The sequence below is a fragment of the Streptomyces sp. GL_148 genome, assembly GCF_057834205.1.
Map to the genome: position 1 here is coordinate 7,274,375 of NZ_CM174396.1, position 14,567 is coordinate 7,288,941.

Annotated in this window: 13 protein-coding genes and 1 riboswitch; of the genes, 5 read left to right on the plus strand and 8 right to left on the minus strand. The window is 72.3% G+C overall.

Going from position 1 to position 14,567, the window contains the following annotated elements; all coding sequences use genetic code 11:
- Nucleotides 1-4: 4 nt before the first annotated feature.
- Both AC3IYI_RS32855 and AC3IYI_RS32860 read right to left on the minus strand, forming a co-directional pair.
- Nucleotides 5-1,576 (minus strand): RNA polymerase sigma factor, encoded by a 1,572-nt coding sequence (locus AC3IYI_RS32855; protein WP_489407084.1) that lies wholly within the window; start codon nt 1,574-1,576, stop codon nt 5-7.
- A gap of 213 nt (nt 1,577-1,789) precedes the next feature.
- Nucleotides 1,790-2,551, minus strand: a complete 762-nt coding sequence (locus AC3IYI_RS32860) for a class I SAM-dependent methyltransferase (protein WP_489407085.1) — start codon at nt 2,549-2,551, stop codon at nt 1,790-1,792.
- Between the two features lie 91 nt (nt 2,552-2,642).
- Nucleotides 2,643-2,743, plus strand: a riboswitch (ZMP/ZTP riboswitch).
- A gap of 127 nt (nt 2,744-2,870) precedes the next feature.
- On the opposite strand from AC3IYI_RS32860, the gene AC3IYI_RS32865 reads away from it, so the two are divergent.
- Nucleotides 2,871-3,716 carry a bifunctional 5,10-methylenetetrahydrofolate dehydrogenase/5,10-methenyltetrahydrofolate cyclohydrolase gene (locus AC3IYI_RS32865; protein WP_489411759.1) on the plus strand — a complete coding sequence of 282 codons (846 nt, stop codon included), beginning with the start codon at nt 2,871-2,873 and terminating at the stop codon, nt 3,714-3,716.
- Nucleotides 3,717-4,215: 499 nt separating this feature from the next.
- Nucleotides 4,216-5,319, plus strand: coding sequence for a peptide MFS transporter (locus AC3IYI_RS32870; protein WP_489407086.1), 1,104 nt, complete (start codon nt 4,216-4,218; stop codon nt 5,317-5,319).
- A 31-nt stretch (nt 5,320-5,350) separates the two neighbouring features.
- Here AC3IYI_RS32870 and AC3IYI_RS32875 read toward each other — a convergent pair whose 3' ends face one another.
- The 4 genes from AC3IYI_RS32875 to AC3IYI_RS32890 form a co-directional block, all read right to left on the minus strand.
- A complete protein-coding gene (locus AC3IYI_RS32875) occupies nt 5,351-6,559 on the minus strand; it encodes an MAB_1171c family putative transporter (RefSeq protein ID WP_489407087.1) in 1,209 nt (402 codons plus the stop codon).
- Nucleotides 6,556-8,034 carry an NAD(P)/FAD-dependent oxidoreductase gene (locus AC3IYI_RS32880; protein ID WP_489407088.1) on the minus strand — a complete coding sequence of 493 codons (1,479 nt, stop codon included), beginning with the start codon at nt 8,032-8,034 and terminating at the stop codon, nt 6,556-6,558. The genes AC3IYI_RS32875 and AC3IYI_RS32880 overlap by 4 nt, the downstream gene beginning before the upstream one ends.
- A 102-nt stretch (nt 8,035-8,136) precedes the next feature.
- On the minus strand, nt 8,137-8,700 hold the full coding sequence (locus AC3IYI_RS32885) for a toxin-antitoxin system, toxin component (protein WP_489407089.1): 564 nt from the start codon (nt 8,698-8,700) through the stop codon (nt 8,137-8,139).
- Nucleotides 8,697-9,788 (minus strand): hypothetical protein, encoded by a 1,092-nt coding sequence (locus AC3IYI_RS32890; RefSeq protein WP_489407090.1) that lies wholly within the window; start codon nt 9,786-9,788, stop codon nt 8,697-8,699. The genes AC3IYI_RS32885 and AC3IYI_RS32890 overlap by 4 nt, the downstream gene beginning before the upstream one ends.
- Before the next feature lie 307 nt (nt 9,789-10,095).
- Here AC3IYI_RS32890 and AC3IYI_RS32895 point away from each other — a divergent pair, with 307 nt between their 5' ends.
- The gene (locus AC3IYI_RS32895) at nt 10,096-10,518 is read left to right on the plus strand and encodes a hypothetical protein (protein WP_489407091.1); all 423 of its coding nucleotides are present in this window, start codon (nt 10,096-10,098) and stop codon (nt 10,516-10,518) included.
- Here AC3IYI_RS32895 and AC3IYI_RS32900 read toward each other — a convergent pair.
- Nucleotides 10,504-11,319 carry a helix-turn-helix domain-containing protein gene (locus AC3IYI_RS32900; RefSeq protein ID WP_489407092.1) on the minus strand — a complete coding sequence of 272 codons (816 nt, stop codon included), beginning with the start codon at nt 11,317-11,319 and terminating at the stop codon, nt 10,504-10,506. The genes AC3IYI_RS32895 and AC3IYI_RS32900 overlap by 15 nt on opposite strands.
- A gap of 37 nt (nt 11,320-11,356) precedes the next feature.
- Nucleotides 11,357-13,153 (minus strand): hydroxysqualene dehydroxylase, encoded by a 1,797-nt coding sequence (locus AC3IYI_RS32905; protein WP_489407093.1) that lies wholly within the window; start codon nt 13,151-13,153, stop codon nt 11,357-11,359.
- A gap of 240 nt (nt 13,154-13,393) precedes the next feature.
- Here AC3IYI_RS32905 and AC3IYI_RS32910 point away from each other — a divergent pair, with 240 nt between their 5' ends.
- Nucleotides 13,394-13,699, plus strand: coding sequence for a 4a-hydroxytetrahydrobiopterin dehydratase (locus AC3IYI_RS32910; RefSeq protein WP_489407094.1), 306 nt, complete (start codon nt 13,394-13,396; stop codon nt 13,697-13,699).
- Nucleotides 13,700-13,716: 17 nt separating this feature from the next.
- Complete coding sequence (locus AC3IYI_RS32915; RefSeq protein WP_489407095.1) at nt 13,717-14,511, plus strand: class I SAM-dependent methyltransferase; 795 nt, start codon at nt 13,717-13,719, stop codon at nt 14,509-14,511.
- Nucleotides 14,512-14,567: the final 56 nt, after the last annotated feature.

The following is a 14,567-nucleotide window of genomic DNA, read 5'->3' on the forward strand; positions in this document are numbered from 1 at the left end:
AGGTTTAGTCGAGGTAGTCGCGCAGCACCTGCGAGCGCGACGGGTGACGGAGCTTGGACATGGTCTTCGACTCGATCTGGCGGATGCGCTCACGGGTGACCCCGTACACGCGGCCGATCTCGTCGAGGGTCTTCGGCTGGCCGTCGTTGAGGCCGTAGCGCATGGAGACCACGCCCGCCTCGCGCTCCGAGAGCGTGCCCAGGATGGACTGGAGCTGCTCCTGGAGGAAGGTGAAGGAGACCGCGTCGGCCGGCACGACCGCCTCGGAGTCCTCGATGAGGTCACCGAACTCGCTGTCGCCCTCCTCACCCAGCGGGGTGTGCAGGGAGATCGGCTCGCGGCCGTACTTCTGGACCTCGATGACCTTCTCGGGGGTCATGTCGAGTTCCTTGCCCAGCTCCTCCGGAGTGGGCTCCCGGCCGAGGTCCTGGAGCATCTGGCGCTGGACACGGGCCAGCTTGTTGATGATCTCGACCATGTGGACGGGGATGCGGATGGTGCGCGACTGGTCGGCCATGGCACGCGTGATCGCCTGCCGGATCCACCAGGTCGCGTACGTGGAGAACTTGAAGCCCTTGGTGTAGTCGAACTTCTCCACGGCGCGGATCAGACCGACGTTGCCCTCCTGGATCAGGTCCAGGAAGAGCATGCCGCGGCCGGTGTAGCGCTTGGCGAGGGAGACCACGAGGCGGAGGTTGGCCTCCAGCAGGTGGTTCTTGGCCCGGCGGCCGTCCTCGACGAGGATCTCCAGCTCGCGCTTGAACGCGGGCTTGTGGTCCTCCTCCTCTTCGAGCTTGTACTCGGAGAAGAGACCGGCCTCGATGCGCTTGGCGAGCTCGACTTCCTGCTCGGCGTTGAGCAGCGGCACCTTGCCGATGAGCTTGAGGTAGTCCTTGACGGGGTCGGCGGTGGCGCCGGCGACCATGACGGTCTGGGCGGGGGCGTCGTCCTCGTCGTCGTCGGACAGGACGAAGCCGGCGCTGCCGCCCGTCTTGGGCGTCTCCTTCTCGTCGCCCTCGTCCAGGTCCTCGGCCGCCCAGTCCTCGCCCTCGGCGACGGGGGCCTCGGCCTCGTCGCCGTCCTTGGCGGTCTTCTTCGTGGCGGCCGTCTTCTTCACGGCGGTCTTCTTCACGGCGGTCTTCTTGACCGTCCGCTTCTTCGGCGCGGCGGCGGCATCGGCCGCCACCTCCTCCTCGGTGCCGGAGGCCGACGGGTCGGATATCGCCGCGGCGGGGGTGGTGGCAGCCGTCTTGCGCGCACCGATGAGGCGCGGCGGGGCGGCGGCCTTCTTGGCGACGCGCGCCGGGGCGGCGGCCGCCTTGCGCGCCTTCTTGGCGGGAGCCTTGGTGGCGGGGGCGGCGCTGACGTGCAGCGCGACGCCCTCCTCGTCCAGGACCTGGTTCAGGCTGCGCAGGACCCGCTTCCACTGGTCCACCGGGATGCGGCCGGCCTCGAAGGCCTGGCGCACGTCATCACCGTTGATGTGACCCTGCTCGCGGCCACGCTCGACAAGCGCGACCAGGGCCTCGGATTCGGCGATCTCCGTGGGGAACGTACGGGACGGGCTGAGCGACACAAGGAGCCTCTCGTTGCGAACAGATAAGGGGTGGCGGGACATCATCGCGCGAACTCGGGAAACAGACCCGAGGGGGGTCTGTATTCCGGGCCGCACGAGGACACCTGTCGGTTCATCGCATGCCCGAGTAGATTCGTTACGCGCTGAATTGAGTGACCTGCGCCACGCTGTGACCGGGGAGCCGGTCGCGGGTGGTCGCGTCCGCCCGTTTTGTCAGCCCGTTTTGCGGGCCTCGATGAGAAATCGGGCGGTGTGCGCGACGAACGGGCCTTCGTGCTCGATCTGTTCGTGCAGCTCGCGCAACCGTTCCCGATGCTGCCCGACCGTGAAGCCCGGCACCATCCAGATCACCTTCCGTAGAAAGTAGATCACGGCTCCGATGTCGTGGAACTCCGTCCGCAGCCGCTCGGAGCGCAGATCGACCACCTCCAGCCCCGCCTTCGTGGCCTCGGCGACCGCGTCGTCGGGGTGCCGGGCCCGCCGGACCTCCTGCGGCTGCGGTCCCAGGAAGTACTCCACGAGCTCGAAAACGCTCGCCGGGCCGACCTGCTGGGAGAGGTACGCGCCACCGGGCTTCAGCACCCGCGCGATCTCCTCCCACCAGATCGTGACCGGATGCCGGCTGGCGACGAACTCGAAGGACTCGTCGCCGAACGGCAGCGGCGGCTCGTCGGAGTCCGCGACCACCACCGCGCCGAGCGGGTTCAGCAGCCTTGTCGCCTTGTCGATGTTCGGCGGCCACGATTCGGTGGCCACCGTCAGCCGGGGCAGGGGCCCGGCTCCGGCGAGCACCTCCCCGCCGCCGGTCTGGATGTCCAGGGCGGAGCCGGCCTGCGCCAGGCGCCGTGCCAGGAGGCCCTGGTAGCCCCAGGAGGGGCGCTGTTCGGTGGCGCGGCCGTCGAGCCAGGAGAAGTCCCAGCCGTCCACGGAGACGGACTCCGCTTCCGCGACGAGATGGTCGAAAGTGCGCGTCATGTCTCGATCGTCCCAGGTCCGGGCCCGGTCATCCACCGGATTGCCGGGGCCGGGGCCCACACCGGACCCCTCGGGGGTTCGCCTACACTGGGCGGCGGGCCGTGACTGGCGTTCGGGTGGATCACCACCGGGGAGCGGCCCGGCGTACTCCCGTATCCCGTACGTCGACTGCCGCGCGCCTGGGCGAACCGCGATCCCGCAGCGACGCTCAGGAGACCCCATGACGACTGCCCCGACCGTTTCCGCCACCCCGGCCGTCCCCGCCGCCCAGGCCGCCCCCGGAGCCCCCGGCGACCAGTCGGAGCGGACCGCCGTGCTGATGGACGGCACCGCCCTCGCCCGCCGCATCTCGGAGCGGACCGCCGAGTACGCCGCGAAGATCACCGAGCGCACCGGCACCGCGCCCTGTCTGGCGACCGTGCTCGTCGGCGAGGACCCCGCTTCCGTCACCTACGTCCGCATGAAGCAGAACCGCTGTGCCAAGGCCGGGATCACCTCCCGCCACGTGGAGCTGCCGGCCGCGACGACCACCGAGGAGCTCGTCGCCACCCTGTCCGCGCTCTCCGAGGACCCGGAGATCAGCGGCATCCTGCTCCAGCACCCCGTCCCGCACCACATCGACGAGCGCGCCGCCTTCGAGGCGATCGCCCCGGGCAAGGACGTCGACGGGGTCACCATGCACTCCTTCGCCGCCATGGGCTTCGGACTGCCGGGCTTCGTCTCCTGCACCCCCGGCGGCATCATGCGCCTGCTGGAGGCCTACGACGTGGACCTGACCGGCAAGCACGCCGTGGTCGTCGGCCGCAGCGCGATCCTGGGCAAGCCCGCCGGGATGCTGCTGCTGGAGCAGAACGCCACCGTCACCTACTGCCACTCCCGCACCGTGGACCTGCCGTCCATCGTCCGCCAGGCGGACGTGCTGGTCGCCGCCGTCGGCAAGGCCGAGTTCATCCGCGGCGAGGACATCAAGCCGGGCGCCGTGGTCCTGGATGCCGGCTACAACGAGGGCAACGTCGGCGACGTCCACTTCGAGTCGGCCGCCGCCCGCGCCTCGCTGATCACCCCGGTACCGGGCGGCGTCGGCCCGATGACCATCGCGGTCCTGCTGGAGCAGACCGTCCAGGCCGCCGCCGCGCAGGCCGGCCTGGCCCTCGCGGACCTCTGACCCGCGCCGGCACCGATCCGGTACGACGAACGCCCCGGGCCCTTGGGCCCGGGGCGTTTCGTTTCCTCCGGTAAGGGGCCGAAGGACCGATCCGTGGTGCGCGCGCCACCCTCGTCCTCGCCGAGTTGTGGGAGCGTTTCAGCGTCTCGGATGAGCTTAGGTTTCCTGGGCGGGCCTGGCTTTTCAGGTCTGCCGGGAAGGCGGCGTGTGGTGTTGGGGCAGGGTGTGGACGCCTGCGGTTTGCCGCGTGCCCGTGCCGCTGGATGCGGCCGGGTGCTCATCGTGTGCGGTGCCTGCCGCCTGTGCCGCCGCTGGGCGCGGCGATTCGGTGGCTACAGCAGCCGCCCCGCCGGACGCTTTCCGCCCGGTGTGGACCCGGGCGGGGCGGGGACCCCGCGTCGCTTCCTGGGCACGGGGCGGATTCTCATGGGCCCACCTCCATGCGGCAGGCCGTTCTGCCCCGTACAACGAGGGCCCAGCCACCAGGACACGGCCGAAGTTGCGATCAACGGATCAGCGGATCGCCGCTGACAACCAGCGGCGCGACGCCGGGTACTCGATCTTCTACATGGGCATCAACCTCGGCGCCGTCATCGCCCCGCTCGTCGTCGGCTACCTCGGCGAGGAGGTCAACTGGCACCTCGGCTTCGGCGCCGCCGCCGTCGGCATGGCCCTCGGCCTGGTCCAGTACGTCCTCGGCGGCCGGCGCCTGTCGGAGCAGCTGCGCGCGGAGCCCGTGGTCCGGCTCACCCCCGCCGAGCGGGCCAAGGTGCGCACGTCCTCCTCGTACGGCCTGGTCTTCACCGCCGTACTGATCACCCTGCTGGCCGCCTCGCACGCGCTGAGCATCGACAACATCACCTTCGTGCTGACGGTGGTCGCCGTGGTGGTCCCGGCGGGCGTGCTGCTCTCGATGTACCGCAGCCCCAAGATCGACCGCGTCGAGAAGACCCGGCTGCGGGCCTACGTCTGGCTCTTCCTGGCCGCCACGCTGTTCTGGCTGGTCTACGACCAGATGGGCAACGAGCTGAACCTGTTCGCCGCCCAGAAGACCGACCTGTCCCTGCTCGGCTGGCACATCCCGGCGAGCTGGACCCAGTCGCTGCCCTCGCTGTTCGTGATCATCCTGGCCCCCGTCTTCGCCGCCTTCTGGGTGCGCCGGGGCAAGCACATGAGCACCCCGTTCAAGTTCGGCCTGGCCCTGCTGCTGACCGGCGCCTCGTTCGTGGTCATGTCGGGCGCCGCGGCCATCGCCTCCAGCGGGGTCAAGGTCTCGCTGATGTGGCTGGTGGGCGTGTACGTGATCCAGGTGATGGGCGAGATGTGCCTGAGCCCGGTGGGCCTCTCGGTCACCACGAAGCTCGCTCCGCGGGCCTTCACCAACCAGATGATGGGCGTCTGGTTCCTCGCCGCCGCCACCGGAGACGCGATCGGCGCGCAGCTGCCCCGGCTCGACGCGGTCATCGGCCAGAGCTGGAACTTCCTGTGGCAGGGCGCCCTGGTGATCGCGGCGGGTGCGGTGATGGTCTTCTTCACCAAGCGGCTCAAGGTCCTGACGGGCGAGGCGGCCGCCGCCCGGGAGGCGGTGGCGGTGGCGGCCTGAACCCGGGGCGGGCGCAGGTGGCCGCCCGCAGTCAGGCGCGCGTGGCCCGGTGGCGGGCCCCGGCCACGATCGGGGAGGTCTGGAAGGCGTGGGCCAGCTCGGTCAGCGAGCGTGAGTCCAGGCGGTACGGGTCCGGGCAGTCGGGGTGGGCCGCGGCTGTGGGGGCGGTCTCCTGACCGGCCTCCGCCCGCTCGGCCTCCTCCCGGCGGCGGCAGGCCGCCGCCAGCATGGCCGCGTCCGCCACCAGGGCGGCTTCCTCCTCGGACCGGCCCTGAGCGCACGCGGCCCCGTACGCCTCCTGGCGGACGGCGGGGTCGAACCAGCACGCGAGGGCCAGGATGCCGTCGTCGATCACCGATTCGCGGTGGACCAGCCGGATGCCGACCGGCGACCACCAGGTCAGCGGCACGGGCCGCAGCCCGCCCGGGGAGAACCCGCGCAACGCCGCCCAGAGCGGCCGCAGCCGCCGGTAGCGGCAGTAGTCCTGCCAGGGCGCCGAACCGCCCACCAGCGGCACCAGGAACCCGGTGCCCACCAGCAGGGCCGCCGTGGCACCCAGCAGCGGGGCGACGGAGGTGGACAGGTGATCCATGTCCCCGCCGCTCCAGCGCGCCCCCATCGCCGTCCACTTGGCCACGAGGAAGGCCAGGTTGAAGGTGCCTCCCAGCATCAGCAGGGCAAGTCCCGTACGGAGCGGGCGCAGCGGCCGCACGGAGGGGGACAGGCGGCGCAGCCACTTCCGGCTCAGCATGGTGAGCGCGGCGCTGCCCACGGTCTGCGCCGACAGATAACAGATGATCATCTCGCGCAGAAGCGGCGTGTTGGCGTAGTACGTGTCCAGGTCCCGCAGCCGCTCGTCCGGAGCCTCGCCCAGGGCGAACAGGGCCACGATCGCCACCACCAGGGTGCCGTACGCGGCCACCGTCAGCCGGGTGGCCCTGCGCACTGCCGGGGCCGGGGTCCCGCTCCAGTGCAGGATCACCACGACACAGGCGCCGGAGAAGGCCGTGAGCAGGCTGTAGACCAGGGGAGCCGAGAAGTTGACGATGCCGGTCAGCCGGTTGACGGCCACGATCGTCGGCGGTGCCGAGAGGAAGACCGCGAGCGAACCCCCGGCGAGGAGGGTGCACACGGCCCGCACCACGGGCTGGTCCCAGCCCCGCCTCAACGTCGGCGCCTTGACGATCAGCGCCGCGGCGATCACCGCGCCCGGAACGTAGAGGACGAGGCCTTCGGTCATCGTGCCCGGCCGACGGGGTCGACCGGTCCAACGGGTCCGAGGGGGCCGCCGGGGCCGGCCGGCCCGTCCTGGTCCAGGCCCGCCACCGTCCGCTCGGCGGCGGTCAGGGGAGCGGCCTTCAGCGCGCCCCGGTCCGATGTGCGCAGCACCTCCCAGACCACCCCGGGGCGGATCCAGTAGGTGGGCGCCCGGTTCATGGTGATGACCTGGAGCAGGGCCGCGGTGAGCGAGGCCTTGGTGGTGGCGCCGGTCATCAGCCGCTCCACGTACCCGTTGAGCAGCCCGGCACCGGGGCGCGGCTTCATGCCCGTGGCGCCTGGGTACAGGATGTCCTGCGAGGTGGCGAGGTCCCAGGCGACGGCCACCTGCGGGGCGATGGCCCGCTGCGCCTCGCGGCCGATGCCCGCGTGGGAGAGGCCCTTCGCGCGCAGCAGCGTACGGACGGCCAGCAAGCCCTGGGCCGCGACCGTCATGCCCTGGCCGTAGAGCGGGTTGAAGGTGGCGACCGAGTCTCCGACGGCGAAGAAGCCGTCGGGGAGGTCGGCCTTCTCGAAGAAGATCCGGCGGTTGGCGGTGCCCTGGGTGACGGCGACGTCGGTGAGCGGCTTCTTGCCTTCGAGGAGCTCGCCGACGATGGGGTCGCGGACCCCCCTGGCGAACGGGATGAAGGCCTCCGGGTCGGAGGTGGGCTGGCCGCCGCGGGTGCCGGACAAGGTGGCCTGCCAGCGGCCGTTCTCGATGGGGACGATCGTCGCGGTCTGGCCGGGTACGGGCACCCGGGGGTCGGACTGGACGTTGATGATGGGGAAGCCCAGGGCGTGGGCTCCCTCGGGGGCTTCGAAGATGCGGGTCGCGTAGACGAGCCCGGAGTCCACTCCGGCCTCCTTGAGGCCGCTCACGCCGAGCGCCTCCAGCCAGCTGCGGGCCCGGGAGCCGCGGCCGCTCGCGTCGACCACGAGATCGGCGGCGATCAGGCGGTTGTCCTCGTCGGGGGTGTCCGCCCGGACCCCGGTGATGCGGGCCGCGGTGCCCTCCAGGCCACGGACCCGGCTCTGCTGCAGGGTGGTGACCCCGGGCAGCCCGATGACGCGCGAGCGGACCACCGAGTCGAGGAGGTCACGGCTGCAGGAGATGTTGAACTGCATCTCCTCGTGGCGCGGCAGCCAGCCCTGGGCGGTCTTGGAGACCAGATCGGTGGGGAGGCTGCGGCGGAAGGCGCCGGCGGCCGTCCAGTCGTCGGTGACGCCCGGCAGGATCTCCTCGATGGCGCGTGCGCCGCCCGACCACAGCAGGTGGGTGTGGCGGGCCTGGGGCAGTCCGCGGCGCGGCTCGGGACCCTCCGGCAGGGTGTCGGCTTCGATGATCGTGACCGTCGCGTGCTCGGCGAGGACGGCCGCCGCGAGCAGGCCGGACAGACTGCCGCCGATGACGACGGCGTGCCGCGGCGGGGTGGAGGGCGGGGAAGTGTGAGTCATCGTGTGGTGCTCTCTGTCAAGGCCGTGCGAAAGCGCATCGGCGGAGGAAGGACGTCGGCGGAGGCGGTGGTCAGCCGCCGGGTGTGGTCGTCGGGACCGCGCTCAACGCCCCCAGCCGAACGAGCTCTTGATCCGTTCGACGGCTTCGGGGACCTGCTCTTCCCGGGGAGGCGGAAGGAATGCCTGGAGGATCTTGCCGAGGTACAGCCCGAAGGTCTCCGCGCGGATCTCCGCCGGGTCCTCGCGGTCGGCACGGGCGGCCGCCTGCCGGACGACGGAGCTCAGTCCCTGCTCGGAGCCCAGCAGGTCGCAGAGGCTCCCGTGGGGGCCCGTCAGCCGGGCGGCCACGGTCATGCCGGGCCCGTGGCGGCCGCACACGCCCTCGTGCACGTGCCACAGCTCGTGGCAGGCGATGACGAGCTGGTGCTCGGGCCGGGTGTGCTCCTCGATGACGAGGAGGTCGCGGTCCTCCAGCCCGAGCCACAGCCCGCTGGCGGTGTCGGGCGGGAAGGTGGCGAACCGGAACTCGACCCGGCGCCCGCCGCGGACGTGCCCGTAGGCGGTGCAGAGGCTCCCGATGATCTCGGCGGCCCCGGCGGGAGGGGTCGGGCGGGCGGCCGCCCGCAGATCGTCGCCGAGCCTGCGCATGGCCTGCGTGATCCTCATCGTGCTTCCCCCTCGGCGGTTCCCGCATGGTCGGTGTGCTCGTCGCCGCCGGGCCGGCCGGCGGCCGCCCGGTCCTGCGCGGCGCGCGGGGCGGGCGCGGCCGGGTGGCCCCATTGCCCTTCCCGCGCCAGCAGATCGTCCAGGTGGTTCGCCAGCGACTTCCAGCCGTCCGGGGAGAGCCGGCCCGCCCGGGTCACGATGCTGCGCACGTCGTGCGCCCGCATCACGGCGAGCATCGGGTTCTCGGCGGGCCGTTCCGCGGATTCCAGCTCGCGCTCGATCCCGGCGAGGGCGGAGGCCAGCGCCTCGGTGTCGTCGGCCAGCAGGAAGCCGCTCTCGACCCCGTAGAAGCGCTGGATCCCGGCGGCCGCCGCGAGGTTGGGGAGCCCCTCGCCCTGGGTGAGGCGGGTCAGCGACTGGCCCGAGGCGTCGAAGGAGCCGGCGATGGCGGAGAGGGAGTGGGCCTGCCCGTCCTCCCGGGGCCGGGTGTGGCGCAGGTGCTCGAAGCGGCGGCGCACCTGTTCCTTCAGCGGGAGCCTGGGCGGTCTGCCGTCGAGCGTGAGCCGGATGTCCTGCGGAGTGATGCCGGTGAGGTACGAGAGGCGTTCGAGGTCGTCCGCGGCGCCTTCCGGCCGGCCCCCGGGCCCGGGCCCGGACCCGGTCGTGGCCAGGGCGTGTTCGACCGCGCTCTTGCTGTCGGCGAGCAGGAAGCCGGCGTACACCCCGAAGAACCGCTGCACGCCGGCCGCGTGGCCGAGCCGGGGCAGTCCGGTGCCCGCGTTGAGCGGGCCGAGGGAGGCGCCGGGGGCGTCGAAGTCCTCGGCTATGGCGGCGAGCGGCCACTCCCGGCCGTGCTTGTCGCGGCGGGTGGCGCGCAGCCGCAGGAAACGCCGGTGCACCCGCTCGCACAGCGGCAGCTCGGCGGCGGTGCCGTCCAGTATCCGGGGCACGCGATCCGGTTCGACCCCGGACAGCCGGCTGAGCCGCTCCACGGCGAGCACGTGCGCCGGGTCCCGGCCGCACCGCTCGGCGAGTGCCGCGACACGGGCCCGGACCGCGCGGAGGTCGGGTCGGTCGGCGGCTCGCACCGGGTGTTTCTCCGTCAGTAGAGAGAAGGTTCGAACTGGTTGCTCTGCGTGAAGCCTAACCCCCGGTTCCGTGGCAGAACAGGGCGGACCCCCACCTTTCTTTCCGTCCAGCTCAAAAAATGTGGGGACGGCGCCCCGCGGCGAACCCCCGGACGGCCGTACGCCCATGACCTCACAGGTAATCGACCCGGCAGGGGCTCCGGCGGCACAGTGGAGCCATCGGGTTCCGGGGCCGCGCACTCGGCTCCGGGCCCGGGACATCCGTACTCCACCAGCGCATTCGACCCTCGACGGAGGCTGATCCGCCATGTCCGCAACCCTGCTCACCGCCGTAGCCCGCACCACCGTCCCCCGGACCGCGCTGCGCCGGTTCCTGGCCCTCGACTCCGTCGTCACCACCGGCAACGGGCTCGCCTACGCCGCCTTCTCCGCGCCCCTCGGCCGGCTGCTCGGCGTCGGACAGGGGCTGTTGCTGGGACTCGGGGTGTTCCTGGTGCTCTACGGGGCGGGCGTCGGCCTGCTGGCCTCGCGCCGGCAGCCCCCGGTCTTCCCCGTCCGGTTCGTCATCGAAGCCAACTACGCCTGGGCCGCGCTCAGCCTCGTCGCCCTCGTCGTCTGGTTCGCGCCCACCACCGCCGGGGCGGTGTGGATCCCGGCGCAGGCGCTCACCGTCGCCTCCTTCGCCCTCCTCCAGCAGCTCGCGCTGCGGGCAGGCTCAGGGCGCCAGTGACCGCAGGTACTTCACCGTCGCCGGGTCGGCCGGCAGGAGGGTCTCGATGGCCAGCTCGGCGACCGTCACGTCCATCGGGGTGTTGAAGGTGGAGATGGAGGACACGAAGGAGAGCAGGTGCCCGTCGTGCTCGATCCGCAGGGGGAGCGCGAGGTACGCGACGATCCCGTCCGGCCCGTCCGGCCCGTCCTCGCCGGGGCCCTGCGCCCCCGAGGGCACCGGATAGGCCGCCACCTCCTCGTAGAGCGCGCGCAGCGGCGCCGAACGGGCCAGCGCGATCTGCCGCTCCATCTGGGCCAGCAGGTGTCCGCGCCACTCGCGGAAGTTGCGGATCCGCGGGGCGAGGCCCTCCGGGTGCAGGGTCAGCCGCATCGCATTGAGGGGGCCGGACAGCAGGTGCTCCGGCAGGCCCTCCATCAGCATCAGGATGCCCCGGTTGGCGGCCACCACGTCGTACGTGGCGTCCACCACCAGCGCCGGATACGGTTCGTAGCCGGTCAGCAGCCGCTCCAGCCCCTCGCGCAGCACGGCCATCGAGGGGTCGTCCAGCGGGGTGTGGGCGTACCGGGGTGCGTAACCAGCCGCCACCAGAAGGGCGTTGCGGTCCCGTACCGGGACTTCCAGGTGGTCGGCGAGGCGCAGCACCATCTCCTCGCTCGGCCGGGACCGGCCCGTCTCCACGAAGCTGATGTGCCGGGAGGAGGAGTCGGCGCGGCCCGCCAGCTCCAACTGGCTGAGCCCGCGCCGCTCCCGCCAGGTGCGCAGCAGGGCGCCTACCGTCAAGGGCACAGCAGTCGTCATACCGCGACGGTAGCCCAGCCGGGAGATCGCAGCGCGCTCACCCCACGTCGAAGACGTTCCGCAGACCGAGACGGTAGCGCCACAGGTCGTGCCGCTTGGCGGACTCCACCTCGGGTGCCCGGTACAGCGACCGGACCGTGCACCGGGTGGCCTGTGAACCATCCCTGTCCAGAAGGGAGTTGACGGCCGCCCGGGCCGAGGCGTTGGCCCCCTCCATCGTCGCCAGGTCGATGTCGACGGACACGTAGTCCCCGCTGAGGAAGAAGTTCGGGATCCGGGTGCCCGCGCTCGGCCGGTTGTGGAAGGTCCCGGTCGGGTGGATCAGCAGTTGGTCCTGGTTGGTCGGATGGGGGGTGCCGATCCCGTCCACCCCCGGGTCCAGGAACCACGAGTGCAGCTTTCCGTCCGACAGCAGGGTCTTCCCGGTGTCGTTGAGTGAGGCCTTCAGCTGCGCCCACACCTCGCGGGCGACCTCCTCGCGGGTGCACTGCTTGGCCGTCTTCCCGTAGAGGATCCCGGGCTTGTCCCACTCGGAGATGTCCACCGACAGGCAGTCCACGGCCGCGCCGTCCCCGTAGTCGGCGGGGAAGTCCCGCGACGGCCAGTGTTCGGCCTGCTGGATCGCCGTCAACGACCAGGGCGAGTCGATGCAGTTGAGATGACCATGGACGAGGGGTGCGCGCTCGGTGAGGTAGAACTGGATGCCGGTCATCCAGTCCGTCTGCAGCAGGTCGCACCGCCCGAGCATCGGATCGGCCGCGCGCAGCGCCGGGCTCCAGGTGCGGCGGGCGTGTTCGACGGGCAGTGCGCTGACGTAGTGGTCGGCGGTGACGGTCCGCACGGCTCCGGCCGGGTCCTCGATGAGGACCCCGCTCACCCGGCCGTCCCCGTACCGGACCTCGCGCACCGTCCACCCGATCCTGAACTCCACGCCCAGCGAACGCAGATGGGCCTCCCACGGGTCGATCCACGCCTCGTTGGTGGGCAGGTTCAAGATCCGGTCCGGCGGGCCGTCGGCGCCGCGGCCCAGCAGGTTGAAGACGAAGGCCTCGCCGAGCGTGCCGACGGTACGGGTCGATGCTTCCTCGGCCTTGGTGGCCACGATGTTGCGGGTGACGCCGATGGCGAGGATCCGCTGGTACTCGCTCGACATCCGCGCGGCCCGGGTGAACTCCCACCACGGGGTGCGCTCCCACTGCCCGTTGCGCCGCTCGTCGCAGCTGGTGAGGAAGACCAGGGCGCGGTCGACGAAGTACGCCGTCTCGTGGAGGGGGAGGCGGACCAGCGTCTGGAGGATGCCGGTCAGGGCCCGGCGCAGCTCGTCGGGGGTCAGCTCGGCGGGGGAGTGCTCCGGCCAGGGGATGGGCGCCCGCAGGTCCTCGCGGCCGGCCGCCCGGGCGAACATCATCTCGCGGGGGGCGACCAGGTTGTCCCAGACGCCGTTCGCGTTGCCGGGGAAGGGGATGCGCCGCATGGTGTCCGGCAGGTTGTGGTAAATCCCCGGGATGAAGCGGAAGCCGTGCTCGGCGGGGAGCGGCCGGCGCCCGCCCCGGGCGCTGCCGGGGACGTCCATGCTGCGGGCCTTGCCGCCGAGCGCCCGACGCTCGTACACGGTGACGGCGTAGCCGCGTTCGGCCAGTTCGTGCGCGGCGGTGAGGCCGGCGACCCCGCCGCCGAGGACGGCGACGCGGCGCGCGTTCGCCGCCGCGGCGGGATCGGAGGTGGCGGGTCCGGTCGCGGCCTCGGCCGGGAGGCTCCCGGCCGCCGATAAGGCGCCCGCGGTGGCGGCGGCCCCCGCGATGAAGGTGCGCCTGGAATTCCCTGTGCGCGTCACGATGATGCTCCCTCGATGCCGTCGACACCCAGCGGTGTCACCGGCTGGTATTACCGGTGCTATTACCGGCGGTAACAGTCACGTCCGGCGCAGGAGCTTAGGCGTGGCGCGGTGGTCACGGAAGGCACGGAAGCACCCGCACGCACTATGGCGCGAAACCTTCCCTACGGCCCGAGCTGTGGGAACCTTGACTCCACGTCAGGTCAATCGGGCAGTCGTCTACGGGGAAGGAGCCTGCGGATGTCGAGAGAGCCGCTTTCGCAGAAGGAGATCGAGGACCGGTTGCGGGAACTCCCCGGCTGGGCCTTCGAAGACGATCGGATCATCCGCACCTACCGGCTGGGCAGCCACTTCGCGGCGAGCGCGCTGGTTGGCCACATCGCCGCCGTGCAGGAGGAGTTGAACCACCACTCCGACCTCACCCTCGGCTACAACACCGTCCGCCTCTCCGTGAACACGCACGATGCCGGAGACGCCGTCACCGACGCCGACTTCACCCTCGCCGAGCGTGTCGAATCCCTGGCCCCCTCCCACGGCGCCGCCTGATGCCGAAAGCTCCACCCATGCCCATGCCCATGCCCGTGCCCATGCCCATGCACGTGCCCACGCCGAGACCGCTCCTCGACTACGACGCCGAAGCGGAGGCCTACGACGCCACCCGCGGCGGGGCCCCGCGCGCCGAGGCCGCCGCCGCGGCGGTCCTCGGCCTGCTCCCGCCGGCCGCCGTGACCCTGCTCGACCTCGGCTGCGGCACGGGCATCGTCACCACCCGCATCGCCGCCGCCCGCCCGGGGCTGCGCGTCCTCGGCGCGGACGCCTCGTACGGGATGGCCGCCATGGCGCGCTCCCGGGGGATCCCGGTGGTCCTCGCCTCCGGGACGCGGCTCCCGTTCCGCTCGGGTTCGCTCGACGCGGTCAGCGCGGTCTGGCTGCTGCACCTGCTGCGGTCACCGGGCCTGGTGGCCGCTGTGATCGCCGAGGCGGGGCGGGTGCTGCGGCCCGGCGGGGTGTTCGTCACCACCGTCGACAAGGACGCCGCCCACGACGTGGGCAGCGACATCGACGCGGTGCTCGCCGAGCACCTCACCGCCACCCCCGCCGACTCGGCCCAGGCCGTCACCGGCCACGCCGCCGCGGTGGGCCTGTACCCCGCCGGCGAAGCCCTCTTCACCGGCCACGGCCAGGGCCGCACCCCGCGGGGGGCCGCCGAAGCGCTGCTCGCCGGGCGGTACGCCTCCCGGGTCCACCCGCGCGGCATCACCCCGCGCGAGCTCGCCGACCGGCTGGAACTCCTGCCCGGACCGGACACCCCGCGCGCGGAGCCGACGTACCGGCTGCGCTGCTTCGTACGGGCCTGACGGGCGGGGCGGGGTCAGGGGCGACGGGCTGCTGCCCCGCCCCCGCCCCGCCCCTG